Consider the following 26,196-nt stretch of genomic DNA (forward strand, 5'->3'; position numbering starts at 1 on the left):
CTAATGCTGTGCGATCAGAGGCCGACGACGGCCGGCAGGCAGCCGATGTGGGGAATTTCCACATCGCGGTAGAAGGGGTTGGACGGTTCATGCCCGCGACCCACGAACACCTGGCACCCGAAGCGCAGATCCTTGGCCGTGTTATGGTCGTAGCGGAAGGAGGAGGAGACATGCATCATCTCCTCCGGGCCGCAGCCGAGCTGGTCGAACATATATTCGAACGCCTGCATGCGCGGCTTGTACGCCTGCGCCATTTCGGCGGTGTAGACGGCGTGGAAGGGCGCGCCCAGCTTGTCCACGTTCGACTGGATCTGGCTGTTGCTGGCGTTGGAGAGGATCACCAGCGGGATCTTGTCGCCGATCTTGGACAGGCCGCCCGGCACATCGTCATGCGGACCCCAGGTCGGCACCGCTTCATAGACGGAATCGGGGAAGGCCACGTCATAGGCGATGCCCCATTTCTTGCAGGTGCGGGCCACCGAATTGCGGATGACCTCCTGATAGGGCTGCCATTCGCCCAGCACCTCGTCCAGGCGATAGCGCGCCCAGTCGGTCAGGAAATCGTCGATCCGGTCGGCGGGTACGATATCCTTGTAAAAGGCGCGGGCCATGTCGGCCATGTGAAAGCGCGTGAGCGTGCCATAGCAGTCGAAGCTGATATATTTGGGCCGGAAGGTCGTCATCCGAAACTGTCCCCTATCGTGGAATTCTGAGGATGATTAGCGCACGCCGCGCCCAAAGTTTTGCCCCGATGTGGGGGGTGGCGGCGGCGCATATCATGCCATTTGCGCGATCATTCGGCATAGATTGCCGTGGTGCCACGTCCTGCTCCCTGCCGGTGGTCGGGCGGGCAGTCGGCGGCATTTTGGTCGCCATGTCCAGCAGTTTATGCCGAACGATCAATAGCCCGCGTCGCGGCGCACCAGACCGTCCGGCGCGGCGCCCTGCGCATGGCGGCGGATGTTGGCGATCATGGCGCGCGCTGCCCCCTCCGCATCGGTAACGCTGGCGATATGGGGGGTCAGCAGGATGCGGGGATGGCCCCAGAAGGGGTGGCCGGACGGCAGCGGTTCGGGCGCGGTCACGTCCAGCACCGCTTGCGACAGGCGGCCCTCGTCCAGCGCGGACAGCAAATCCTGCTCCACCAGATGACGGCCCCGCCCGACATTGACGAGGGCGGCACCGGAAGGCAGTTGATCGAACAGATTCCGGCACAAAATGCCGGTCGTGTCGGGGGTCAGCGGCAGCAGGCAGACGAGGATGTCCGTCTGCGCCAGCATCGCGGCCAGCCCGTCCGGGCCGTTGAAATGGGTGACGCCCTCCAGGGTGCGGGGCGAGCGGCTCCACGCCGCCAGCGGAAAGCCGAAGGGGCGCAGCGCGGACAGGACGGCGCGGCCCAGCTCCCCCGCTCCCAAAATGCCGATGCGCCGGTGGGCGGCGGGGCGGACGGGCAATTCCTGCCAGCGTTCCTCCCGCTGCGCGCGGGCATAGGCGAACAGATCGCGATGCAGGGCGAAGACCGAGCCGGTCACATACTCAACCATGCCGTCGATCAGGTGTCGCTCGACCAGCCGGACCAGCCCGACGTGCGGCGGCAGCGCGGCCAGATCGAACTGGTCCACGCCCGCGCCGGTGGAGAAGAGCAGGGCGAGGTTGGGATAGCGGTCCGCCATGTCGGCGGGCGGTGTCCAGGCGGCGATATAGCGGACCGAGGCCGGATCATCGAGGCTGTCGGCGGTTTGGAAGGCGATGTCGGGCGCCTGCGCGGCGAACACGGCGCGCATGGTCGCGGCCCGTTCCGCCCCGCCGATGAAAAGGAATGTCATGCTGCTATCTCTCTCCACAAAAAATGCGCGGGGACGGTGAAGTCCCCGCGCACAGGATGACGCCGAGGGATGGCGTCGGAGCCTTTTGATTGAACGCGTTTTCCGATTCAGCAGATGATACCATCTGCTTTGAAAACGCTCTGGCCGATCAGAACTTGTAGTTGGCGCGGACCGAGAAGCTGCGAGGCGCACCGGGGAAGGTCCAGAGGGCCGAATAGCTGTTGGCGAACCAGCGGACGTTGAACAGATTGTCGACATTGCCGCTGATCCGCAGATTGTCGGTCACGTCCACCGAACCGATCAGGCGGGTGAGCGTGGCGGAGGGCAGGTAATAGGCTGTCCCCGTCTCGCCCAGCCGCTTGTCGATATATTGCACGCCGCCGCCGATGGTGGCCTTGCGCGTGCCACCGATCGAGAAATCCTTGAGCAGCATGACATTGCCACTGTGCTTGGGGATGTTGATCAGCGGATCGCCCGGCAGGATCGGCAGCACGAAGTCCGGGTCGCGGAATTCGGCCTTCCAGAAGGCGTCGGTGTAGGCGTACACCAGCGTCAGGTTGAAGCCATAGGGCAGGCGGGCATTGAGATCGAACTCGATGCCCCGCGACTTGGCGGCACCGACTGCCACGACGAGACCCGAATTCGCCGGATTGGGATCGGCGGTCAGGATGTTCGTCTTGTCCATCGTATAGGCGGCGAGCGAAGCGGTGATCTTCTTGTCCGGCGACTGATATTTCAGGCCGACCTCATAGGATTCCGAATTTTCCGGCCGGAAAGTCTGGCCCTGCGCGTTCGCGCCGCTGTTGGGACGGAAGCCTTGGCCATAGCTGCCATAGAGGGACAGGGTTTCGGTCGGCTGGACGACGATGCCGCCCTGCGGACTGAACTTGGACACATTCTGATAGGCGGGGTTGGGGAGCAGTGCCTGTGCAGGCGTAGGCTGGCGGTTGAGCAGGCGCTGGCGGAATTCGTCATAGCGTCCGCCGACGCGCACCTTGAGCCAACTGGTCAGGTCGATCTGGTTGTAGAAATAGGCGCCCCAGGCGAAATCCCGCTCCAGTCGGTCATAGACGAGCTGTGCGCCTGTGCCGGGGAAATAGGGGTTGGGCGAGGTGTAGGCGCCATAGACCGGGTTGTAGATGTCGATGCCGTTGATCTGGGCGATCGTCTGGCCCGCTGCGGCGGTGGGACGGAAGCGGCTCTGGAACTGGTCCAGCTCGAAATAGTCATAGTCCGCGCCGATGACGAGCGTGTTGGACAGGCCGGCAATGTCGTAATGGCCGGTCAGTTCGGCGCGGCCGATGATATTTTCCGACTTGGAGTCCGCATAGCGGCGCTGGCGGGAGATGATCGATCCACCCGACAGGATCGGCTGGCGGGAGGCCACAAGTTCAGGATATTCGCCGATGCCGCGCAGATGGGTGGTGCGATAGCCAGCACCGACCAGCAGGCTCCAGTCGTCGGTGAAGTCATGTTGCAACTGAAGCTGATGGCCCCAGACGTCGATGCGGATCGGTCCGTCGCCCGGTTCGCCGAGATAGCGCGAGGGGGGCAGGCGGTCGAAATTATTGCCTAGGATAGGAAGGCCACGGTCGAAGGGAATCTTCAGCGTCGCAAATTCCATTTCATAGGAAATGCTGGTCTTGTCGCTGATCTTCCACAGGATGGACGGTGTGAGGAACAGTTTCTTGGTGTGGACGGTGTCGCGAAAGCTCTCGGCATCCTCATAGGCGCCGTTGAGGCGGACGGCGACATTGTCCGACAGGGGCGTGGTGAAGTCCGCCTCCACCCGATAATTGTTCCAGCTACCGATACCGGCCTGCACGGAACCCTTGGTGGTGAATTCAGGCTTTTTGGTCACGATGTTGACCGTGCCGCCCGGCTCGCCCCGGCCAAAGAGCGCGGAGGTCGGTCCCTTGAGCACGTCGATGCGTTCGACGCTGGACGTGTCGCGCGGACCGGAAAACCCACGGCCACCGTTGAAGCCGTTGACGAGGAAACCGCTGGGCACATTGTTGGCGTCGCCAGAGAAGCCGCGAATGGCGAAGGCTTCCCACAGGCCACCGAAATTGTTGAGATGCGCGACGCCGCTCACCAGATCCAGCGCATTTTCCATGCGGGTGACGCCGATGACCTGAAGTTGCGCGGCGGACAGGCTCTGCACATTCTGCGGAATGTCCTGAACGGGCAGGTCGCCGACATAGGCCTGGCGCTGGCCGGTGACGACGATGGTGGCGGTATCGTCAGTCGTCTGTGCGATGGCGGACGACGAGGCCGCGACCCCGATGAATGAAACGCTGGCAACAAGCGCCAGTTTGAAAGCGGAACTGCTCGGCATGACACACCCCTTTTGTGATTAGAGCTATTGTATTCCGTTCCTTTACATTCGACGAGTTTCCCCGTTCGTGGAAGGGAACGCCTTCCACGGTCGAATTCCTGCATTTTTATATATCAGACCGGGGTTTCCCTGCACCCTGTCTGTCATTGGGAGCCTATGCCCCTGTATGAGAATCTTGCATCGAAGTGGGTTCGGTGCGCGGCGTAAAATTGTGAAGGATTTGTCTTTTGCGTGTAATATGCCGGACGCATTGGTTAGCATGCTGCGCGCGGCGATCCCGCAGCTCACAGATATTTCAGCCACCATATGTCCTTGCGGCGCTGTTTCAGCCCCGCGAACCAGCGGGTCGGCAGATAGAGCGGCACCACCAGTATCGCCACCCACACCCAGATGGTCGAGACATTGTCGACGCCGAACACCGTGCCCTTTGTCGGGCCGTACAGGGCGAGGGCGATCAGGTAGAGCGCCTTCAAAACATAGAGGTGCAGCAGGTAGAAGAACATCGGCGCACCGCCCAGCAGCGCGAGGCGCGGCATCGACCAATGGTCCTGAAACCGCTCGAACAGCGCCAGCATCAGCGCGCCAAAGCCGATGGTCGGCATCAGGAACAACAGCGACGGCGGATATTTGGTGAGGGCGAGGAAGCTCATCACCGTGTGCAGCGTCGTCTGGCCATGGAACCATGGCTTGTCGCCATAGACATTGGCGTAGCGCAGCAGGACGAAGCCGGCCAGCAGCCCCGCGCCCAGAAGGGTGAGGCGGCGGATGCGCGGCGCGGGGTCGGACCCCTTCGCGAACCAGGGGCCGACGACATAACCCAGCAGGATCAGGCCGATCCATGGCAGGATGGGATAGGTCGTCTTGGCGATCAGGCCGCCGCCCAGTTCGATGACCGCGCGCTGATGCAGGATCGCCCAGAGCGGGTAGAAGGGCGATTGCGGGGTCAGCACGATCGGGTCGAGCAGATTATGCCCGCACACGATGACCAGCCCGACGACCGCCTGCCACAGGCGCGGCAGGTAGATCAGCCCCGCCAGCGCGATCATGCAGATGCCGATGCACCAGATGACTTGCAGCCAGAATTTGGTCGGCGGCAATTCCGCCGTCCAGGCAAAGCCGACGAAGGTCAGTTCCAGGAAGATCAGGAACAGGCCGCGTTTGATGAGGAAGGCGGAGACGTCCGCCTTGCTGTGCGACTGGCCATAGAGCCATGCGGACAGGCCGGTCAGCGCGATGAACACCGGCGCGCAGAAGGTGGAGATGAGGCGGGTGAAGAAGAGCGCGGGATCGGCGGTGGTGGCGTCCACCGGATCGCTGACCTGCATGTGCAGGAACCATGTCTCGCGCACATGGTCGACCAGCATGAACAGCATGACGAGGCCGCGCAGCGCATCAATGGCGATCAGCCGCGTGCGCGCAGCGGCGGGGTTGGCGGCGGTCGGCGGCGTTGCGGTCCCCGTGGCGGGCCAGCCGGTGCTGGCGATTCTCCCTGATGTCATGATATATTGTTACCTTCATGATTATCCCGACACAAGCAGGTTATGCCGCGCGCCAAACAGCGTCTGCCAAATTCAGCGCCCGCACAGGCATTATATAGCGAAGAGCGGTGCTGTTTCGGTGGGGAGGAGGAAGGTGGGGGATGTGTGGGGCGGGGCCGGGAGCGGGGCGCGGGGCGGCCCGGAGCGGGGAGGGCGCACTTCTCCTATGCGGCTGCGCCGGGGAGGAGTGGTCTGTCGGTCATCCACCCTGTTCAGGGCGTGGATATTGGCGTCAGGCCGGATCAGGTCGGCGCTTATACCGCCTGAACAGGACGAACGGGGCGGGATTACAGGCTTCTGGAGCGCGATGACTTGTCGTTGAATCGTCATTGCGGGCGCAGCGAAGCAATCCAGAGGGTGTCGTGTCGCATGGACTGGTTGGGCTTTGCCCGCCTTCGGCTCGCTGCGCTCGCGATGACGAGGTGGGTGCATTTAACGCCATCACGCTCCAGGCGACTGCCGATCCGATCCGGGGAGCGTCGTGGTGGGGCGGTGAAGGGGCGGAAGACCGTCGCCGGACCAGAACGGGGAAGCGGTGCGGGGGCCGGGCGTGCCGCCGTCCTGCACGCCCGCTCATCGCCCGGCCGGGCGCTCAGACCGCATGGCTGAACCGCCCGCTGCCGACGGGGCGATAGGCGTCGAAGGCGGCGGCGATCAGCCGGGCGTAGGGCCAGCCGTCCGGCGCGATATGCAGCCGGTCGCCGTCGATCCGGGCGAGGTTCCACTCCACAAAGGGGTCGAGCGCGGGCGCGGCGGCTTGCAGCAGGGCGATGCCGGGCCGGGCGACGCCATGGCACAACAGCCCCTCTATCACCCGCGCGCGCTGGCGCATGTCAGGGGTCAGGCGCACGCCGCGCTGCACCGGCCAGACCGCGGCGCTGAGCCGCATCCGGTAGCGGCCCGGTTGCTTCTCATTCTGGAGGATCGCGCCGCGGAACTGGCTGATCGCGCTGGCGCCCAGGCCGATCAGCGTCGCCCCGCCATCGTCGGTGAAGCCCTGAAAATTGCGGTGCAGGCGGTGATTGTCCGCCGCAATGGCCATGGGGTCGCCGGGCCGCGCGAAATGATCGAAGCCCACCGCCCGATAGCCATGGTCGAGGAACAGACGGCGGCCCAGCGCGGCCTGTGCGAAGCGGATACGGGTGTCGGGCAGGTCGGATGCGTCGATGGCGCGTTGCCGGTGCAGCACGGCGGGCAGATGGGCATAGCCGAACAGGGCGGCCCGGTCCGCGCCGAGGTCGACCGCGCGGGTGATGCTGTCCGCAACATGGGCGAGCGACTGGGCGGGCAGGCCGTACATCAGGTCGAGGTTGATCGAGGAGACGCCCGCCCCGCGCAGGCCCGCCACCGCATCGGCGATCATGCGGTCGGGCTGGACGCGGCCGATCGCCTGCTGGATCGCCGGGTCGAAGCTCTGCACGCCCAGGCTGGCGCGGGCGACGCCCAGCGCGCCGATCAGGTCCAGCCAGTCCCGGTCCAGCGTGCGGGGGTCGAGTTCGATCGACAGGATCGGCGCGGTCGCGGCGAAGCGCGTCGCCAGTCGCTCGGTGAGCCGGGCGAAGTCGCGGGGGTCGAGCGCGTTGGGACTGCCGCCCCCAAAGGCGATGCGCGTGACCCGCCCGCGCCCGGCCAGCGCATCCGCGACAAGGTCGATTTCCCGGTCCAGCGCGTCGAGATAGGATTGCAGTCGGTGCGGGCGATTGGCGCGGCCGGTGTTGCACCCGCAATAGGCGCAAATCTCCTGGCAGAAGGGGATGTGGACATAGAGGGACAGCGGTTCGTCGGGCCGTACCGCCGCCAGCGCATCGGTCATGGCGCGCGGGCCGATGCCGTCGGTGAAGTCGGCGGCGGTGGGATAGCTGGTGTAGCGCGGCACCGCGCGGGCCAGCAGGTCGGGATGATAGATGGTCATGGCCCCTTGTGGCGCGCGGCGCCCTGATGCCCCTTGTGGCGCGCGGCGCCCCGATGTTCCCCGACCGAGAATCAGGGGTGGCCCGGCGTCCTGCGCTCCCCCCCCCCCGCTCGACGGTTGGGGACGGAGGAGGCGGAAGGGGGCGGGGAAGCCGGGCCGGTGTGTGAGTGGGTGGGGATCAGCGCGCGTCGCGGTTCCTGAGCGCATCCTCGATGCTGAAGCCCATCAGGCCGACGGCAAAGCTGCCCATGGCCGCGATGGCGAGAAATTCGAAATGATTGCCGATGAATGACAACATGAGAGCCTCCTTGCTGCACCCATTTCTAGGCGCGGGATGGGGGGCGACGTCATTGGGAGATATACTTAGACGAAAGGTCTCAGGCGCGCAGAAGGGCGGCATTGCTTGCGCGGCGCGCGTCTCGTCGCCGTCCCGTCACGGCCTGATCGCCGCCAAATCATGCTTTTCCCAATATTGTCAGTGGCCATTCAGGAAAATGGCAATAGTGTCGGTGCCCATGTCCCTTTCCCGTTTGGCTTCGACCCGGCGCACCGCCGCATCCCTCCTCATCATCGCGCTGCTGACGGCGCAGCCGCTGGGCGCGCAGCCGAAGGGGGCCGCCAGTCCATCCGTCGCGAGTCCCGCCACCGCGCCGGTCGCGGCCCCGCCCGCCGCGCCCCGCCCCTGGTTGTATGAGAATAGCGACGTGCCCATCGACCCGGCGTGGCGGTTCGGGACGCTGTCCAACGGCCTGCGCTATGCCATCCGCAACAATGGCGTGCCGCCGGGGCAGGTGTCGATCCGGGTGCGGGTCGATGTGGGATCGCTGATGGAGCGGCCCGACGAACGCGGCTTTGCCCATTTCATCGAGCATCTGACCTTTCGCGGCAGCCGCGACGTGCCCGATGGCGAGGCCAAGCGCGTGTGGCAGCGGCTGGGCGCGACATTCGGCAGCGACAGCAATGCGCAGACGACGCCGACCGGCACGACCTATGCGCTGGACCTGCCGGAGGCCAATGCGGCTGGGCTGGACGAGAGCATGAAGATATTGTCCGGTATGCTGGCCGCGCCCAACATCGTGCCGCAGGCGGTCGATGCGGAGCGGGCGGTGGTGACGGCGGAGATGCGCGAATCGCTCGGTCCCGCGGTGACGGTGGGCAATGCGGCGCGGGAATTTTATTTCGCCGGGCAGCCGCTGGCCCGGTCCAACCCCATCGGTACGACCGAGGCGCTGACGAAGGCGCGGGCGGAGAGCCTGAAGGCGTTCCACGACCGCTGGTATCGGCCCGACCGCACGGTCATCGCCATCAGCGGCGACATCGACCCAGCGTTGATGGAAACCTATGTCCAACGCTATTTCAACGGCTGGAAAGTCGCGGGCGCGCGGACGCCGGACCCGGATTTCGGCAAGCCGGACCCCGCCGCCCCCGAAACGCGGGTGATCGTGGAGCGCAGCTCGCCGCCCTCCATCGGGCTGGCGTGGTTGCGCCCGTGGCGGCCCAAGGCGGATACCATCGCCTATAATCAGGGCAAGCTGATCGAGACGCTGGCCCTCCAGATCATCAACCGGCGGCTGGAGGAGGCGGCGCGCGGCGGCGCGAGCTATATCACCGCGTCGGTCGACCAGAATGACGTCAGCCGCAGCATCGACGGCACCTTTGTCACGATCACCCCCGTCGGCGGCGACTGGAAGAAGGCGATGGACGATGTGCGCGCGATCATCGCCGACGCGACCCGGACTCCGCCGAGCGAGGAGGATGTCGCGCGCGACTATGCCCAGCTCGAAACCGCCTTTGCCATCGGCGCGGAAAATGCGGATACGGAAGCCAGCGCCCAGCAGGCCGAGACGCTGACCGGCGCGGTGGACATTCGCGAGACGACGGTGACGGCGCAGGCCGCGCTGGACATCTATCGCTCCGCCAAGCCGCTGATGACGCCGGAGCGGATGCTGGCGGCGACGCGGCGCATGTTCACCGGCACGGCGAAGCGGGCGCTGTTGACCCTGCCGGTGGCGGAGCCGGGGGCCAATGTCGCGCTGGCCACCGCGTTCAAGGCGGCGGTGCAGCCGGCGAAGGACGTGCGGCTGGCCGGCGGCACGGTGTCGATGGACGCGCTGCCCAAGCTGCCCCCCGCAGGCACTGTCGTGTCGCGCGAACCGGCGGGTACGCTCAAGATCGAAAAGGTGACCTACTCCAACGGCGTCAAGCTGCTGCTCTTCGCCAATGGCGCGGAGAAGGAGAAGGTGCGGATCAACGTCCGCTGGGGCAATGGCGAGCAGAGTTTCGCGCCGGGGCAGGACACCGCCATCTGGGCTGCGCCCTATGTGCTGGCCACCAATGGCATCGGCGATCTGGGGCAGCGGCAACTCGACCAGTTGACCAACGGCCGCCGCATGGAATTCAAATTCTCCGTCGCGGAAAATGCGTTTGAGCTGGCGGCGGTCAGCCGTCCGGCGGATTATAAGGACCAGTTGCGCCTCTATGCCGCCAAGCTGGCCTATCCACGCTGGGACGCGGGGCCACTGGCGCGCGTCAAGGGCGTGTTCGGCGCAGCGGAGCGGGCGAGCAGCAGTTCGCCGGACGCGCTGCTGGGCCGTGACCTGACATGGTTGTTGCGCAACAAGGACAACCGCTTTGCCCCCGCGACCGCCGACCGCGTGGCGAAGCTGACCCCGGAGGCGTTCCGCGCTATCTGGGAACCGCGGCTCCAGCAGGGACCGATCGAGGTGGAGGTGTTCGGCGACGTCAAGCCGGACGAGGCGATCGCGGCGGTCGCAGAAACCTTTGGCGCCTTGCCCCGGCGGACGGAGGTTCCCCCGCCGGAGGCCAATCGCAAGCTGGTCTTCCCGGCGCATGTCGCCAAGCCGCTGGTGCTGCGCCATGACGGTTCGCCGGAGCAGGCGGCGGCGGTGATCGCTTGGCCGACGGGCGGCGGCTATGTCGCGCTGAAGGACAGCCGCCAGCTGGAAATCCTGTCGCAGATCATCAACGACCGGTTGTTCGAGCGTTTCCGGTCGATGGACGGCGCGGCGTACAGCCCCAACGTCTCCAACGTCTGGCCGCTGACCTATGACAGCGGCGGCTATGTCGCGGTGTCCAGCCAGATCAAGCCGGACCGGATCGGGGCCTTTGGCACCATCGTGCATGACATCGCCCGCGACCTGGCCACCACGCCGGTCAGCGACGACGAGTTGCAGCGGATCATCGCGCCGATGCGCCAGTTGCTGGGCCGGGCGAGCACCGGCAACGCTTTCTGGATGGCGCAGATCGAGGGGGCGACCCGCGACCCGCAGGTGCTGCCCGCGCTGGAGAGTTTCGGCACCGACCTGCTGGACGTGACGGCGGCGGACATCCAGCGGCTGGCGAAGCAATATCTGGTGGAGGACCGTAGCTGGTCGGTGATCGTCCTGTCGAAGGCGACGCCGCTGCCCGCCGCGCTGGCCAATGGCTGGCCCGACGTGAAGCTGCCCGGCGTCGTCAGGACCGAGGCGAGCAGGAACGGGGCGAGCCGGAACGGCGCGGGGCGGAGCGGCGCGGCGTCACGGTAACGGGCGGATAGGAGGGCGGTAGAGAGCGGACGGGCCATGATGGGACAGCGGCACCCTGCGCTGAACGCTTGCGTTACGGCGCACTTGTCACCACATAGCCTGTAAAGTCGGCGGGGTGCGGCATGGTCCGCCCGCCGCCGCGCCAGTGCCAGACGATCAAGGGTCCATCGTTCGATGATGATTGAAACCGAAGCCACGCCCAACCCGGCGACCCTGAAATTCCTGCCCGGTCGGCCGGTGATGGCGTCCGGCACGCGCGATTTCCCCACGCCCGAAGCGGCAGAAGTGTCGCCGCTGGCCGATGCGCTGTTCAGCCTGGGCGACGTGACGGGCGTGCTGTTCGGGCAGGATTTCGTGGCCGTCACCGCCGCGCCGGGCGTGTCCTGGCCGGAGTTGAAGGGCGATGTCGTCACCATCATCCTGGAACATTTCCTGACCGAGCAGCCGTTGTTCCGCGGCGGCGACGCCAGCGGCATCTCCATCCCCGACGATGCGGGCGACGAAGGCTTTGCGGTGAATCCCGAAGATGCGGAGATCGTGGACCAGATCCGCGAACTGATCGACACCCGCGTCCGCCCGGCGGTGGCGAACGACGGCGGCGACATCATCTATCGCGGATTCGACAAGGGCGTGGTGTTCCTGAAAATGCAGGGCGCCTGTTCGGGCTGCCCCTCGTCCACCGCGACGCTGAAGAACGGGATCGAGACGCTTCTGAAACATTATGTGCCGGAAGTCACAGAGGTCCGGGCCGTCTGATCCGGCATGGTGACCCCCGGTTTGCGCGTCCTGGCGATTGATTGCGCGACGCAGGCGCTGTCCCTGGCGCTGATCGACGATGGCCTGTGCACCGATCACCGCCATCGGTTGATGGGGCGCGGCCATGCCGAGGCGCTGGTGCCGATGATCGAGGAGATGCTGGGCGGACGGCGCGCGGATGCGGTCGCGGTCGATGTGGGACCGGGCAGCTTTACCGGGATACGGGTCGGGATCGCCGCCGCGCGCGCGCTGGGCTTTGCCTGGGGGGTGCCGGTGACGGGCTATGGCTGCCTGTCGCTGTGCGCCGCCATGGTGCGGGGTGGAATCGCAGGGGGTGAGGGGGCGTCCGGGGGCGATCCCGCCGCGCCCGCCGCGATCCTCTCCGCCCCGATCACCCCCGATCCCATAACCATCGTCATGACCGGCGGCCATGGTGAGTTGTTCTGGCAGCGTTTCGCCGCCGCCGACCTGTCCCCGCTGGGACCGCTGACCTCCACGCCCATCGCCGAACTTGCCCGCACCCTGCCCGATGCGCGGGTCCACGGGTCGGGCGCGGCGTTGCTGGTCGACACACGCGGATGGGGGGAGGCGGCCGAGTGCCTGCCCGATGCGCGCGCCTGGCCGCTGTTGCCCGCGTCCCACCGCGCCCTGCCGCCGGTCGCCGTCTATGGCCGGGAGGCGGATGCGAAGCCCATGGCCGCCGCGCCCGCCGGGGCATCCGGCGTGGCGCCCGTGGCGGGGACTGCGGCATGACCGGCGGGCTGGTCATCACCGTGCATCAGGTCTCCGCCCCCGCGCTGATGGCCGATTGCATGGGCGTGATGACCGCCGCTTTCGACCCCGTCTATGGTGAGGCGTGGACGATCGACCAGACCGCGTCGATGCTGGACCTGCCCGGCGCGTTTCTGGTCGCGGGGCGGGTGGGCGACGCGATGGTCGGCTTTGGACTGGTGCGGTCCATCGCGGGCGAATCCGAACTGTTGTTGCTGGGCGTAGATCCGGCGGCGCGTCGGCGTGGTTTTGGCCAGATGATCCTGCAACGCTGCATTGCGGTTTCCGTGGATACGGGTGCGGACACCATGTTCCTTGAAGTACGCGAAGGCAATGAAGCCATAGGCTTATACCGTGCCGCCCACTTCGAACAATATAACAGCCGACCTGATTACTATCTTGGTAGAGATGGCCAGCGTCGCGCGGCCTTGAGCTTTAAACGACGGATAACTAGCTGATCCACACTATGGCATGAAATAGTGGAATAATGCTTGTATTGGCCTTGACCCGCCCGTAAAGCCGCAATGTTCGCAAATGAAAAATCAAGCGGTCGCCCATATCATAAGAAAGGATTTTATCGTGTCGGAATCTTCGGCTCAGGATGAGCTTCTCGTCACGCTCACCGCAGACATTGTCGCAGCGCATGTTTCGAACAATAGCGTTGCAGTGTCCGACCTCGCCCTTCTGATCCAGAACGTGCATGGCGCGCTCTCCGGCCTGTCCGGCGAGAAGCCCTTGCCGCAGGTCAAGCAGGAGCCGGCGGTTTCCGTGCGCGCGTCGATCAAGCCCGACTATCTGGTCTGCCTCGAAGACGGCAAGAAGCTCAAGATGCTCAAGCGCCACCTGATGACCCATTATCAGATGACGCCGGACGACTATCGCGCCAAGTGGGGCCTGCCCAACGATTATCCGATGGTCGCCCCCAGCTATGCCGAACAGCGCCGGACGCTGGCCAAGAAGATCGGCCTGGGCACGGCCCGCCGCCGGACCAAATAAGGCCGGACCGGATCGAACGAGGAAAAGCGGCGCCCGCAACGGTGCCGTTTTTTTTGGGCCGTTTTCATGGGACAGGCGCCATGGGCGGGATGCTGCGGGTCTTTCCGGCTTTTTTTATCGCAAGGTCCGGTGATTGCCTTGGCGACGCCGCCCGCATGGAGTAGGTCAGGCGCATGGGACGTGAGATAGATATTGAGGCTCTGTGCGTTGAGCGCGGATTGCGTGTAACCGATCAGCGGCGCGTGATCGCGCGTGTGCTGTCCGAGGCGGATGACCATCCCGACGTGGAGAAGGTGTATGAGCGGGCGGTCGGCATCGACCCGCAAATCTCCATCGCGACCGTCTACCGCACGGTCCGCCTGTTCGAGGAAGCGGGCATATTGGAGCGTCATGACTTTGGCGACGGCCGCGCCCGCTACGAAGCGGCGCCGGAAGCGCATCATGACCATCTGATCGACGTGGAAACCGGCAAGGTGATCGAATTCGTCGATCCCGAACTGGAGCAGTTGCAGAAGCAGATCGCCGAGCGGCTGGGCTTCCGTCTGGTCGATCACCGTATGGAATTGTACGGCGTGGCGATCAACCGCAAGAGTTGAGCGGACCGTCCATGGACCGGTCAGGGCCTGACGGGACCGCGGGCCGGACCGGTGGCGGCGTCGCTGGTCGGATCAGGGGCTGGGCGCGGGTGGCGGCGTTGCTGGCCTTGATGCTCGCCTGCGTGCCGCTGCACCTGCTGGCGCGTTTCCTGTTGCCGGGCGGGTCGCGCTGGCCGCGCCGTTTCCTGCGCTGGGCCGGCTGGCTGTGTGGGGCGCGTGTCAGGGTGGTGGGCGCGCCGCTGGACCGCGATGTTTTCTATGTCGCCAACCATATGAGCTGGCTGGATATATTGGCGCTGGGCGGGGCGACCGGATGCGCCTTCGTCTCGCGCGACGACATCGGCCGGGCGCCAGTTTTGGGTTGGCTGGCGGCGCAAAATGGAACCATATTGGTGAGCCGGACGGAGCGGGGCGCGGTGCGGGGCCAGATTGGCGCGCTGCGCGATGCGATGGCGCGCCACCAGCCCGTCACCCTGTTCCCGGAGGGCACGACCGGCGACGGCCACAGCCTGCTCCCCTTCAAGCCCGCCCTTTTCGCCGTGCTGTTGCCCCCGCCGCGCGCGATCCGGGTGCAGCCGGTGCTGATCGACTATGGCGTGGCGACGGACGATATTGCGTGGATTGACGACGAACCCGGCATCGTCAACGCCGCGCGCGTGCTGGGGCGGCGACGGACGCCGGTGGTGCTGCGCTTTCTGGAACCGTTCGATCCCGGCGAACACCCCGACCGCAAGGCGATGGCCGCTGAGGCGCGCGCGCGGATCGAGACGGCGTGGGTGCGGGATGGATGGGCCGGTTGACGCGGGGACAGCGGGTTGGCCTGGGCACCGCGGTTTGCGCTGGATGAGATTGCCGGAAGTCGCGACGGGGGCGGTGTTGCGGATGGGGAACGGCCGTCGTCGGACGCTGATCTATCGTCCGTTCTTTCGTGGTCCGCGCGGGGATGACGGGGGTGTTTGTCTTTCAGGGGCGGGGGGACGTTCCCGTCTCCCTTGGTCTATATTTAGGGTCGTGTTTCTACCGTCATTGCTTCGCTGCGCTCGCAATGACGGACATGGGTGGTTAGGACTGTCTGGTTACGGACATCTCCATGGCAAAGCGAACGTCAAAACCATGCAAGATTTCGTGCAAATCCAGTGGATGCTGTGCAATGTGGCGGTTTATGGTCACTCGATTTGTCTGAAAAATCTCTGTGCTCGTATGACCAGTTCCGGTTGACGTCGCCTAACGTCAATAATTGACCATGAAAATTCGCTGCTGATTTTCCGCTCTCGCGACCTCGCATGATAAGTGGCGTGAGATCGAGCAGATTGTTTGCTGTTCGATAATCGCTGCCGTCCGCAACCACTATGCAGTAGGGCCGTCCATCCGCCTTTTTCTCCGCCGCTGCTACAACAGCGAATGGCCAAATCACAATTGCGATCACGCCGGTGATCAGCGCCGTTCCGGACGTGACGAGTAGCACCTGATGACGCGGCATCAGCCTTACGATGGCAAAGATCACTGCCGATAGGAGAAGGGCGACCGCAACGCAGAGCGCTGCTCCGACTAACGCAGGAAATTCAGGGGTTAGCAGCCATGCGAAACCCCAAATCAGAATGAATAGGCTGCTTGCTTTGGTGGGCGTCCAATCGATTTCTGCAGGTGAACTTTCAACTTTCCGTAGGCCCAGTAGCAGGCGGAAAAGTGCAGGCACGACCCCGACGCACAGTGCGACTGAAATTATAAAGCGATCAAAATCACCCCAATCGTCACTTATTGGCAAAGGCCTGCTGATGATCCAGCATATCCAAGCATATGTGGCAAATGTTACAGCTATCGCCCACGGATATCCTCGCTTGGGTACAAAAAGGAGAAGCAGAAAGATACAAAGGATGATTGTGAGTACAGTCATTGCTCGGCCATACGCAGGATAGGTGAACGACTGGTTTTATCATTCTTCACTTCTCGCATGAATGCCTCAAACTGATCGTCAGCAGGCAGGCGGTCTAGCGCCTTCTCCATCTGCTGTTCGTCATCCCAGCGAAGGCTCGGATCTCGCGCCTCCTGCCGCGCCCTGTCGAGAGAGTTCCCGGCCTTCGCTGGGGTGACGAAAAATGGAACGGCAACCGATGGTCGCTTGCCGACGCCCGAATTCATCCACATCATCCCCGTTCCCCCGTCTGCCTAACAGGATTTTAAAACATCTCTGCCAAGGCTGGGCAGCAGGCGTTCGCTATCGTGGCGGATCGCGCCGATGTTGTTTTCGGTGTTCGGGGGTGAGCAGTTGATACCGTCAGGCACCAGATTGTTGGCAGGATCGCGGATAATGGCCGAGGTCTGGGCCGCCACGCACCGGCCCGCGCGTCTGCTGGGCCTGATCGTCGTGGCGAGCTGCGTGCTCAACCTGCTGCTGATCGGCGGCTCGCTTTACATGATGCTGGTCTATGACTCGGTGCTGCCCAGCCGGTCCATCTCCACATTGGTCGGCCTGTTGCTGCTGATGCTGGTGACATACGCCTTTCAGGGGTTTTTCGACCAGATGCGGTCCGGTATGCTGGCCGATGTCGGCCATGCGGTGGACCGCGCCCTGTCCAGCCGGGTGCAGGCCGCCATTTCCGACATGGCGATCCGGGGTGAGCGGATGCCGGGCGACGGCCTTGGCCCGATGCGCGATCTGGAGCAGATACGCGGCTTCATCACCATGGGGCTGGCGACGATGATCGACCTGCCGTGGATGATCTTCTTTCTCGCCACCCTGTTCCTGCTGCACGCGTGGCTGGGGCTGACCACATTGATCGGCATGGTGGTGCTGATGGTGCTGGCGCTGTTCACCAATGGCGCGACCAAGGGACCGTCGCGCCGCACGGCGCAGGTGGCGGCGCATCGCAACAATATGGCCAGCGCCAACCTGCGCCATGTTGACCTGTTCACCGCGCTGGGCATGCGCGAGCGGATGGAGGCGCGCTGGGACCGGATCAACGACTATTATGGGGAGGTGCAGGCCCGGCTGAGCGGGGCCGTCACCAGCCTGGGCGGGACCAGCAAGATATTGCGACTCGCGCTCCAGTCGATCATCCTGACGGTCGGCGCGCTGCTGGTGATCGACGGCAAGGCGACGGGCGGCATCATCTTTGCCTCCTCCATCCTGTCCGGCCGGGCGCTGGCCCCGGTCGACCAGATGATCGCCAACTGGAAGGGGTTCGCCGCCGCACGCGACGGCCTGTCCCGCCTGTCCGACCTGATCGACCAGAATCCGGTGCGCCCGGCGGTGATGACGCAGCTCCCCGCGCCGCGCCTCGAACTGCGGCTGGAGGGGGTGTTCGCCGGGCCGCCGGGGACGCAGACGATCGTGGTCAATGGCGTGGATTTCACCCTGCGCGCGGGCGATGCCTGCGGCGTGATCGGTCCGAGCGGGGCGGGCAAGACATCGCTGGGCCGAGTGCTGACCGGGGTGTGGCCGCCGGTGCGCGGCGCCCTGCGCCTCGACGGTGGTACGCTGGACCAGTGGGCGCCCGCCGCGCGCGGGGCGTTCCTGGGCTATCTGCCGCAGACGGTGGAGTTGCTGGACGGCACGGTCGCGGAGAATATCAGCCGGTTCGACGGCGCGAACGATAGCGCGGCGGTGATCGCGGCGGCGCAGGCGGCGGGCGTGCATGAACTCATCATGGGCCTGCCCAACGGCTATGACACGGTGCTGGGCGAGGAGGCGGGCCTGTTGTCCGGCGGCCAGCGCCAGCGGGTCGGGCTGGCCCGCGCCCTCTACCGTGATCCGTTCCTGGTCGTGCTGGACGAGCCGAACAGCAATCTGGACGCGGAGGGGGAGAAATGCCTGCAACAGGCCATCGCCGCCGTGCGCCGTCGTAAGGGGATCGCCATCATCATCTCCCACCAGATCGGCATATTGGCGCAGGTCAGCCATGTGCTGTGCCTGAATGGCGGGCGCATGGAGGCTTTTGGCCCCGCCGCCGAAGTGCTGACGCGCTTCCTGCCCAAGGCGCCGCCGATGATGGCGCACCCCAATCCGCCCCCCTTCGCACCACGGGGAGCGCAGGCATGAACGCCCTCATCAATCATCCCGGCACGCCGCCCGGCCCGCTTGTCGCGCCCGTTCCCGCTCCGGGCGCGGAACGGCGCCAGCGTGCGACGCTGATCGCGCTCGCGCTGCTCATCCTGTGTTTCGGGGTGGGGGGCAGCCTGATCCCCATCGGCGGCGCGGTGATCGGTTCCGGGCAGGTCGGCGTGCAGTCGCGCGTCAAAAAGATCGCCCATCCGACCGGCGGCGTCCTGACCGAAATCCTGGTGGAAAATGGCCAGAAGGTGCGCAAGGGCCAGATATTGCTGCGCTTCGACGATACCGTCTCCCGCGCGGACGCGACGTATTCCAGCCTGAGCGTCGACCAGTTGCTGGCGCGGCGCGCCCGGCTGGAGGCGGAGCAGAGCGGCGCATCGGCCATCGCCTTCCCGGTGGAATTGCGCCGTAACGACGCCGCGACGCAGCGCGCGATGGCGGACGAGGAAAAGCTGTTCCGCATCAAGCGCGGCGAACAGGCGGGCCTTTCCGCCCAGCTGTCCGCCCGTATCCAGCAGACGATGCAGCAGATCCGCGGCTATCAGGCCGAAATTGGGTCGGTGGAGAAGCAGCGCCGCCTGATCGAGCCGGAACGGCGCGGCGTGCAGGATTTGTGGCGGCAGGATCTTGTCACCATCGGGCGGGTCAATGAACTGGAACGGTCGGCGGCCAGCCTGCAGGGTAATGTCGGCTCGCTACAGGCGGCCATCGCGCAGGCGCAGGCCCGCATCACGGAGGCGCGCGAGCAGATCATCCAGCTTGGCCAGTCGAGCCGCGCGGAGGCGGGCACCGAATTGTCGCGGGTCAACGACACGCTGAACCAGCAGCAGGTGCGCAGCGTCTCCGCCGTCGATGCGCGCGAACGCAGCGTGGTGCGCGCGCCCTATGACGGGGTGGTGGACAAGCTGGCGGTCAGCACCATCGGCGGCGTGGTGCGCCCGGCGGAGGTGATAATGGAAATCGTGCCGGACAGCGACCAGATGCTGGTCGAGGGCGCGATCCAGCCGTCCGACATCGACCAGGTGCAGGTGGGCCAGCGTGCGCGCATCCGCTTCACCGCGTTCAACAGCCCCGCGACGCCGGAAATCACGGGCCGCGTCACCTTTGTCGCGCCGGACCGGTCCAGCGACCCGGAAAGCCGCGTCAGCTATTATCCGGTGCGGGTCGCCATCGACGCCGCCGACATCCGCAAATATCCCGAACTGGTGCTGAAACCCGGTATGCCCGCCGATGTCTTTATCGAGACGGGGCAGCGGTCGATGCTCTCCTACCTCACCAAGCCGCTGCGCGACCAGTTCGCGCGCGCGTTCCGGGACAATTGAGGGTGCGGGCGATGACGCCTATCCGGCGGGCGATGCTGGCGGCGACCGTGACAGCGGGGGCGCTGGCGGTTGCATCCGTCCCGGCCCATGCGAAGGTGGCGATGCACAAGGGGCCGCATTCCGCGCCGACCTATGCCCCGTCGGTCCCAGCGGAAGCGGACATCATCGTCGCGGGCCGGGCTGGTGGCGCGCCCGTCACCACGCTGGAGCAGGCGATCGGGCTGGCCTATTGGACCAACCCCGCCCTGCTGGCGCAGCGGTCCACCCTGCGCGCGACGGATACGCTTTATCCCGGCGCGCGCTCCGCCTATGGCCCGCAGCTCAGCCTCCAGATGCGGCACGAGTTCGCCCGTGATCGGCTGGAGACGCAGCCCGACGTCTGGCGGCGGTCGCAGGGGTTCAGCAGCACCGCGGAACTGATCTTCTCGCAGAATATCTTCAGCTTCGGCCGCCGCTCCGCCGCCGAGGGCGCGGCGCTGGCGGAGATTGAGCTGGGCCGCGACCAGCTCCGCCTGATGGAGGCGCAGACGATGCTGGACGTCATCTCCGTCTATGCCGCTGTGATCCGCGACCGGGAGATACTGGCCATCGCCAACGAGAATCTGGCGCTGCTGACCCGGCAATATGACAGCAGCGGCAAGCGGTTCGGCGTGCATGAGATCACCGCCACCGACCTGCAACAGGTGCAGACGCGGGTGGAGTTCGGCCGGGCGCAGGTGTTGAGCGCCAAGGGGCAACTGGGGGCGAGCGAGTCCCGCTTCCTGATGCTGGTCGGCGCGCTGCCCGGCGCGCTGGCCGATCCGTCGCTGAAACTGACCGATGTCGCCTCGCTGGAGGACGCCTATGTGCAGGTCGATATCAACAGCCCGCTGGTCCATGCGGCGCAGGCGCGCGAGAAAATCTCCCGCGCGCAGATCGCCAGCGCCCGCGCGCAGAGCGGTCCCGAAGTCTCCGTGCAGGGGTCGGGCGCCTATGGCACGGTGACGCCCTATCAGAACAGCCTGCGCGCGGCGGAACTGCGTTCGGCGGTGGTGCTGACCATGCCGCTGATCGATTCCGGCGCGCGGCGGGCGCAGATCGAACGGGCGCGCCAGACCAATGACGCGGACTGGCGGCTGGCCGACATGGCGTTGCGCGAGGCGCGGCAGGCGGCGGCCAGCGCCTGGGACGGCTATCAGGCGGCGCGCCAGTCGCTGGACCATTATCGCGCGGCGGCGGATGCGGCGGAGAAAGCCTATAATGGCGCAGTGGTGCAGGAAAAGGCGGGCGCGCGCACCACGCTGGACGTGCTGGACCTGGCCCGCGACCTGCTGACCGTGCGGACCAGCCATGTCTCCGCAAAGGCCAATGAATATGTGGCGCGCGCCAGCCTGGTGTCCGCGATGGGCGGGTTGGAGGGGCCATTGCTGGTCCCCGCGATCCGCGCCTATGACCCGGACGGCAATTTCCAGAAACAGGATGGCCGGGGCGATGTGCCGGTGCTGACCTATCTGTTGTCGGGTATCGACGACATGATGGTGGGAGACCTGTTAAAAGACCGGGCGATTCGCGATCCGGCGGGGTCTTCACGCGCGACCGCGCAGTTGCCATGAAGGTCTGACGGCAACATCCCAAAAGTAAATCATTGTAAATCAGCCCTGTGGAAACATTGCGAAATTTTTCTGTAATTTCCACAGTATAAAAACTGTCCCATAGCGGGAATTGCTGGTTAATGGGTGTGCCGCGACTTGGTGCTTTCCTGTATGGCCGCACGAAACGCCGTCCTGTCATTATTTCATGATAAGGGGGCGACCGATGGCTGAGCGGGACCAAATCATGAATATCGACGGCAATTTGAATGACTGGACGGCGGCTGACCGGATCGATCATGGTCTGGGCGCAGGTTATGAAATCTATGCCAAGTCGGATGGCGCCGATTTCAGCTTTGCCCTGAAGTCGCCGCTGGCCATTGGCGCGAACACGACCTTCTGGCTCAACACCGACCGCAACGGCTCCACCGGCTACCAGATTTTCGGCTTTGCGGGCGGCGCCGAATATAATGTCAACATCGCCGCTGATGGCACCGTCAACCTGTACAGCGGCGGGGCCGGGGAAACATTGGTCAAGAGCGGGCTGACCGCCGTCTGGTCCGCCGACAAGACCGTGCTGGAATTCCGTGTGGCGAAGGCCGCGATCGGCAACCCCGTCGCCATCGACGTTCTGGCCGACGTCAATGACGCCGCCTATCTGCCGGGCAGCTATTCGGATGGCGGCTTCACCGTCTTTAACGACACGGGCATCGTCGCCGCGGCCGACCATCGCATCGCCATCGTCTATTCGGAGACGACGGCCGCCAATTATTTCAGCGCGACGGCCTATTCCCAACTGTTCATGAGCGCCCAGTCGCAGGCGATGCAGGCGGGCGTGCCCTTCGACATATTGACCGAGGCGGACCTGACCAACCTGGCGACGCTCGCCAAATATGACACCATCGTCTTTCCGCAGTTCCGCAATGTGCAGGCGAGCCAGGTGACGGCCATCACCCAGACGCTGGAGCAGGCGACCAAGCAGTTCGGCATCGGGCTGGTCACGGGCGGCGAGTTCATGACCAACGACCAGAACAACGCCGCGCTGGCGGGGGACAGCTATGCGCGCATGAAGCTGTTGTTCGACGCGACCCGCGTGACCGGCGGCACCGGCGACGTCACGCTGAAGGCGACCGACGCGGCGGGCCTCGTCCTCGACGGGTACAGCAATGGCGAGACGATCCACCAATATACCAACGTCGGCTGGAACAGCTTCACCAGCGTCAGTACGAAGGGCGTGACCATCGCGACGGAGACGGTCGGCGGGCAGGATTATGCCGCCGCGCTGGCCACGCAGACGGGTGGCCGCAATGTCCTCTTCTCCAGCGAGGCCGTGATGGCCGACGCCAACCTGCTGCAAAAGGCCATCGACTATTCGGTCAATGGCGCGACGGGCATTTCCGTCGGTTTGCAGGTCACGCGCAACGCCGGCATCACCGCCGCACGCGTGGACATGGACCAGGCGCAGGAACTGGACGAGGTCAATCCGGCGAACAACGCCGCCGGCATCTATGACAAGCTGATCCCGATCCTGTCGCAGTGGAAGGCGCAGTATAATTTCGTCGGCAGCTATTATGTCGACATCGGCAACAGCCCGGCGACGGGACAGAGCACCGATTGGGCCGTGTCGCTGCCCTATTACAAGGCGCTGCTCGACATGGGCAACGAACTTGGCTCGCACAGCTATACCCACCCCGAAAACACCAATGTGCTGACGCCGGACCAGATCGCGTTCGAATTCGGCCAGTCGAAGGCGGTGCTGGAGCAGCAGTTGAGCGCCTTCCTGGGCCGGACGGTGAAGCTGGACGGTGCGGCGGTGCCTGGCGCGCCGGAACAGATTGCGACCTCGGCCGAGATATTGAAATATTACGATTATCTGACCGGTGGCTATTCCGGCATCGGCGCGGGCTATCCCAATGCGTTCGGCTATATGACGGCGGCGGATGCGGCGGCGGACAAGGTTTATATCGCGCCCAACACCTTCTTCGACTTCACGCTGATGGAGTTCCAGAAGAAGACCGTGGCGGAAGCGCAGGCGGAATGGACGCGCGAGTTCAACGAAATCGCCTCCCACGCCGAAACACCCGTCATCGTGTGGCCCTGGCATGACTATGGCCCGGCGATGTGGAGCTCGGACGGCACCAGCCCCTATACGACGCAGATGTTCACCGACTTCATCGCCATGGCGGCGAAGGCGGGGATGGAGTTCGTTACGCTCAGCGATCTTGCCGACCGGATCAGCGCCTTTGAAAAGGCGACCGTCACCTCCTCTGTGGCTGGTAATGTCGTAACGGCGACCGTCACCGCACCGCAGAGCGTTGGCACCTTCGCGCTCGACCTCGACAATCTGGCGAGCGGGCAGGTCATCAAGGGCGTGGCGGGCTGGTACGCCTATGACAATGACAGCGTGTTCCTGCCCACGGGCGGCGGCACCTACACCATCACCGTGGGCACGGCGGCGGACGATGTGACGCACATCACCTCGCTGCCGATGCGGGCCAGCCTGCTGTCGCTGAGCGGCGACGGTCGCAACCTCAGCTTCTCCGTGCAGGGCGAGGGCAAGGTGGTGGTCGATGTGGCCGCGCCGGGCAACAACTGGGTGGTCGTCACCGGCGGCACCATCGTCAGCCAGGTCGGCGAACTGGTGACGATCGACGTCGGCGCGATTGGCGCGCATGCGGTCACGGTCGGCTATACCGCGAACCTCGCCCCGGTCATCACCTCGTCCGGAGGCGGCGTCACCGCGACATACAGCATCGCGGAAAATGTGGCGGCGGTTGCGACCCTCACCGCGACCGACGCCAATACGGTGCAGGGCGACAAGGTCGCATGGTCCATCGCCGCGGGCGGTGACGGCGCGCTGTTCGCCATCGACGCGGCGACCGGCAAGCTCAGCTTCAAGGCCGCGCCCGATTTCGAGGCCCCGGCCGACGCGAACAAGGACAATGTCTATGCCGTCACCGTCGTCGCGACGGACGCGCGCGGCCTGACCGACGCGCAGGCGCTGTCCGTCAAGGTCACCGACGTGGTGGGCATCACCAAGAGCGGATCGATCCTGCTGGCCAACACGCTGACCGGCACCAGCGAACAGGACACGCTCACCGGCGGGTGGAACAATGACACCCTCTATGGCCTGGGCGGCAACGACAGGCTGGTCGGCGGTCTGGGCAACGACATATTGGATGGCGGCGACGGCAACGACACATTGATCGGCGGGTCGGGTAGGGACACGCTGACCGGTGGTGCGGGCGCGGATATATTCCGGTTCGAATCCACCGGGGATTCGGGCACCACGACCAGCTCGCGCGACATCATCACCGATTTCACGCGCGGTCAGGACCGGATCGACCTGTCGGCCGTCGACGCCAAGACGTCGCTGTTCAACTTTGGCGATCAGGCCTTCACCTTCCTGCCCACGGCGGGTGCCGCGATCACGGCGGAAGGGCAGTTGCGCTATCGCTACGAGATGGTCAGCGGTGTGGAATATACGGTCGTCGAGGGCGCGAACAGCGGCAAGACCGTCGATTTCGCCGTCGCCGTGAAGGGTCATCATGCGCTGACCGCCGCCGACTTCATCCTCTGATCGGCGCAGATGGCGGGCATAGGCTTCCAACTGGCCAAGATGGCCGGAAAGGGCGGTTTCGGCGGGATCGTCGGGGCCGCAGCCTATGGCGCCATGGTGAGTGCGGGGCCATGGCTGGTGACGGTGGTCGCCACGCTGGCGCTGGCGCGATGGATGCCCGGCCGGGTTGCGGCGGCGGATATTGGCGCGGTGCAGACCGTGCTGATCTATGGCTTCAGCCTGTCCGCCCTGTCCGCCGCGCCGGGTAGCCTGCTGACGGTCAGGCTGGTGTCCGACCGGCTCTATGCGGGGCAGGAGGAACGGGTGCCCGGCCTGGTCATCGCCGCCCTGTTGGCGGGTGGCGTGCTGGCCTTTGCGCTGGGCGCGGTCATGTTCGGTTTTCTGGCCGGGCTGTCGTTTCGCGATGCGCTGCTCGCGACGCTGCTGCTGACATGGCTGACGCAGATCTGGATCGTCTCGCCCCTGCTGACCGCGATCCACCATTATCGGCTGGTGACGCTGTCCTATGTCGCGGGTGCAGGAACGGCCGCGCTGCTGATCGGTCATGCGCTGACCAGCATCCTGATCGCGCTGGCCGCCGGGGCGGTGACGACGCTGATCCTGCTGCTGTTCGCGCTGCGCCATCATTTCCGGGCCGCGCCGCATCTGGACGCCGCCGACCGACCGGAGCCGAAGCAGGCGCTGCTGCTGGTGCTGGCGGGATGCGCGGCGGCGGGCGCGATGTGGGTGGACAAAATCATGCTGTGGCAGGGACCGGGCAGCGTCGCCACGTTAGGCGCGCTGCGGCTCAACCCAGTGAACGATTATGGCAGTTTTTTGGGCATATTGACGATCATCCCCGGCCTGACCCTGATCCTGATCGCGACGGAGACCCGGTTCGACCGGGCGTTCGGCGACTTGCTGGCGCGGTGCACGGGCACGTCCACCATGGAGCGGATCGAGCAGGCGCGGCGGGAGATACTGGCCGTCATTCTGCGCGATTTCCGCCTGCTGCTGGTCGTGCAGTCGCTGTTTGCGGCGTTGTCATGGGTGTTCGCGGTGCCGCTGTTCGATGCGCTGGGTGGCGATACCGCTGGCATATTCGCCTTTCGCCACACGGCGGCGGGCGTGTTGTTCCACCTGATCGCGATCCAGATGACCGTGATCCTGTCCTATTATGACCTGTTCGGGCGCATCCTGCTGGTGTGGGGCAGTTTCGTCATCGCCAGCATCGCGGCGGTGTGGCTGCAATGGGATCTGGGCGTGGCGGCCTTTGGCCGGGGCTATATGACCGGCGCGCTGGCGGCGGCGGCGGTGGGGTTCGCCACGGTCCTCCACTCCACGTCGCAGCTCACCTATCTGCTCTTCATCGGCAATAATCCGGCGATCATCGGCGCCCGTGGGCGATGGTTTTGAGC

General features: G+C 65.4%; 19 protein-coding genes. 12 read left to right on the forward strand and 7 right to left on the reverse strand.

Annotation, left to right across the window (positions count from 1 at the left end; all coding sequences use genetic code 11):
• Positions 1-14: 14 nt before the first annotated feature.
• The 5 genes from LWE61_RS06910 to hemN all read right to left on the reverse strand — a co-directional run bounded on the left by LWE61_RS06910 (position 15) and on the right by hemN (position 7,614).
• Positions 15-683 (reverse strand): haloacid dehalogenase type II, encoded by a 669-nt coding sequence (locus LWE61_RS06910; protein ID WP_234149307.1) that lies wholly within the window; start codon positions 681-683, stop codon positions 15-17.
• Between the two features lie 216 nt (positions 684-899).
• Positions 900-1,826 (reverse strand): 2-hydroxyacid dehydrogenase, encoded by a 927-nt coding sequence (locus LWE61_RS06915; RefSeq protein WP_234149308.1) that lies wholly within the window; start codon positions 1,824-1,826, stop codon positions 900-902.
• A 148-nt stretch (positions 1,827-1,974) separates the two neighbouring features.
• The gene (locus LWE61_RS06920) at positions 1,975-4,164 is read right to left on the reverse strand and encodes a TonB-dependent siderophore receptor (protein ID WP_234149309.1); all 2,190 of its coding nucleotides are present in this window, start codon (positions 4,162-4,164) and stop codon (positions 1,975-1,977) included.
• 284 nt (positions 4,165-4,448) lie between these two features.
• Positions 4,449-5,663, reverse strand: a complete 1,215-nt coding sequence (locus LWE61_RS06925; RefSeq protein WP_234149310.1) for a DUF1624 domain-containing protein — start codon at positions 5,661-5,663, stop codon at positions 4,449-4,451.
• Between the two features lie 631 nt (positions 5,664-6,294).
• Entirely contained in the window at positions 6,295-7,614 is a 1,320-nt protein-coding gene (hemN, locus tag LWE61_RS06930) for an oxygen-independent coproporphyrinogen III oxidase (RefSeq protein ID WP_234149311.1), read from the reverse strand.
• 515 nt (positions 7,615-8,129) lie between these two features.
• Between hemN and LWE61_RS06935 the strand changes: the two genes are divergently transcribed.
• From LWE61_RS06935 to LWE61_RS06965, 7 genes are all read left to right on the forward strand, one after another.
• Positions 8,130-11,159 carry a M16 family metallopeptidase gene (locus tag LWE61_RS06935; protein WP_234149312.1) on the forward strand — a complete coding sequence of 1,010 codons (3,030 nt, stop codon included), beginning with the start codon at positions 8,130-8,132 and terminating at the stop codon, positions 11,157-11,159.
• Positions 11,160-11,333: 174 nt separating this feature from the next.
• Positions 11,334-11,915, forward strand: coding sequence for a NifU family protein (locus tag LWE61_RS06940; protein ID WP_234149313.1), 582 nt, complete (start codon positions 11,334-11,336; stop codon positions 11,913-11,915).
• 6 nt (positions 11,916-11,921) lie between these two features.
• Entirely contained in the window at positions 11,922-12,668 is a 747-nt protein-coding gene (gene tsaB, locus LWE61_RS06945) for a tRNA (adenosine(37)-N6)-threonylcarbamoyltransferase complex dimerization subunit type 1 TsaB (protein ID WP_234149314.1), read from the forward strand.
• A complete protein-coding gene (locus LWE61_RS06950; protein WP_234149315.1) occupies positions 12,665-13,144 on the forward strand; it encodes a GNAT family N-acetyltransferase in 480 nt (159 codons plus the stop codon). The genes tsaB and LWE61_RS06950 overlap by 4 nt, the downstream gene beginning before the upstream one ends.
• A gap of 121 nt (positions 13,145-13,265) precedes the next feature.
• A complete protein-coding gene (locus tag LWE61_RS06955; RefSeq protein WP_234149316.1) occupies positions 13,266-13,682 on the forward strand; it encodes a MucR family transcriptional regulator in 417 nt (138 codons plus the stop codon).
• A gap of 173 nt (positions 13,683-13,855) precedes the next feature.
• A complete protein-coding gene (locus LWE61_RS06960; protein ID WP_234149317.1) occupies positions 13,856-14,278 on the forward strand; it encodes a Fur family transcriptional regulator in 423 nt (140 codons plus the stop codon).
• 11 nt (positions 14,279-14,289) lie between these two features.
• Positions 14,290-15,078: a lysophospholipid acyltransferase family protein gene (locus LWE61_RS06965; RefSeq protein ID WP_326490614.1), complete on the forward strand. Its 789-nt coding sequence runs from the start codon at positions 14,290-14,292 to the stop codon at positions 15,076-15,078.
• A gap of 305 nt (positions 15,079-15,383) precedes the next feature.
• Here LWE61_RS06965 and LWE61_RS06970 read toward each other — a convergent pair whose 3' ends face one another.
• Both LWE61_RS06970 and LWE61_RS06975 read right to left on the reverse strand, forming a co-directional pair.
• Positions 15,384-16,172: a hypothetical protein gene (locus LWE61_RS06970; protein ID WP_234149318.1), complete on the reverse strand. Its 789-nt coding sequence runs from the start codon at positions 16,170-16,172 to the stop codon at positions 15,384-15,386.
• Complete coding sequence (locus LWE61_RS06975) at positions 16,169-16,417, reverse strand: hypothetical protein (RefSeq protein WP_234149319.1); 249 nt, start codon at positions 16,415-16,417, stop codon at positions 16,169-16,171. The genes LWE61_RS06970 and LWE61_RS06975 overlap by 4 nt, the downstream gene beginning before the upstream one ends.
• Positions 16,418-16,586: 169 nt before the next feature.
• On the opposite strand from LWE61_RS06975, the gene LWE61_RS06980 reads away from it, so the two are divergent.
• From LWE61_RS06980 to pelG, 5 genes are all read left to right on the forward strand, one after another.
• Positions 16,587-18,317, forward strand: coding sequence for a type I secretion system permease/ATPase (locus LWE61_RS06980; protein WP_234149320.1), 1,731 nt, complete (start codon positions 16,587-16,589; stop codon positions 18,315-18,317).
• On the forward strand, positions 18,314-19,651 hold the full coding sequence (locus LWE61_RS06985; RefSeq protein ID WP_234149321.1) for an HlyD family type I secretion periplasmic adaptor subunit: 1,338 nt from the start codon (positions 18,314-18,316) through the stop codon (positions 19,649-19,651). Before LWE61_RS06980 ends, LWE61_RS06985 begins: the two co-directional genes overlap by 4 nt.
• An 11-nt stretch (positions 19,652-19,662) precedes the next feature.
• Positions 19,663-21,243, forward strand: coding sequence for a TolC family protein (locus LWE61_RS06990; RefSeq protein ID WP_234149322.1), 1,581 nt, complete (start codon positions 19,663-19,665; stop codon positions 21,241-21,243).
• Positions 21,244-21,445: 202 nt separating this feature from the next.
• Positions 21,446-24,799 carry a M10 family metallopeptidase C-terminal domain-containing protein gene (locus tag LWE61_RS06995; RefSeq protein WP_234149323.1) on the forward strand — a complete coding sequence of 1,118 codons (3,354 nt, stop codon included), beginning with the start codon at positions 21,446-21,448 and terminating at the stop codon, positions 24,797-24,799.
• Between the two features lie 9 nt (positions 24,800-24,808).
• Entirely contained in the window at positions 24,809-26,194 is a 1,386-nt protein-coding gene (gene pelG, locus LWE61_RS07000; RefSeq protein WP_234149324.1) for an exopolysaccharide Pel transporter PelG, read from the forward strand.
• The last annotated feature ends 2 nt before the right edge of the window (positions 26,195-26,196 follow it).

Origin of the sequence: Sphingobium sufflavum (genome assembly GCF_021403115.1) — a bacterium.
Classification (GTDB): Bacteria; Pseudomonadota; Alphaproteobacteria; order Sphingomonadales; family Sphingomonadaceae; genus Sphingobium; species Sphingobium sufflavum.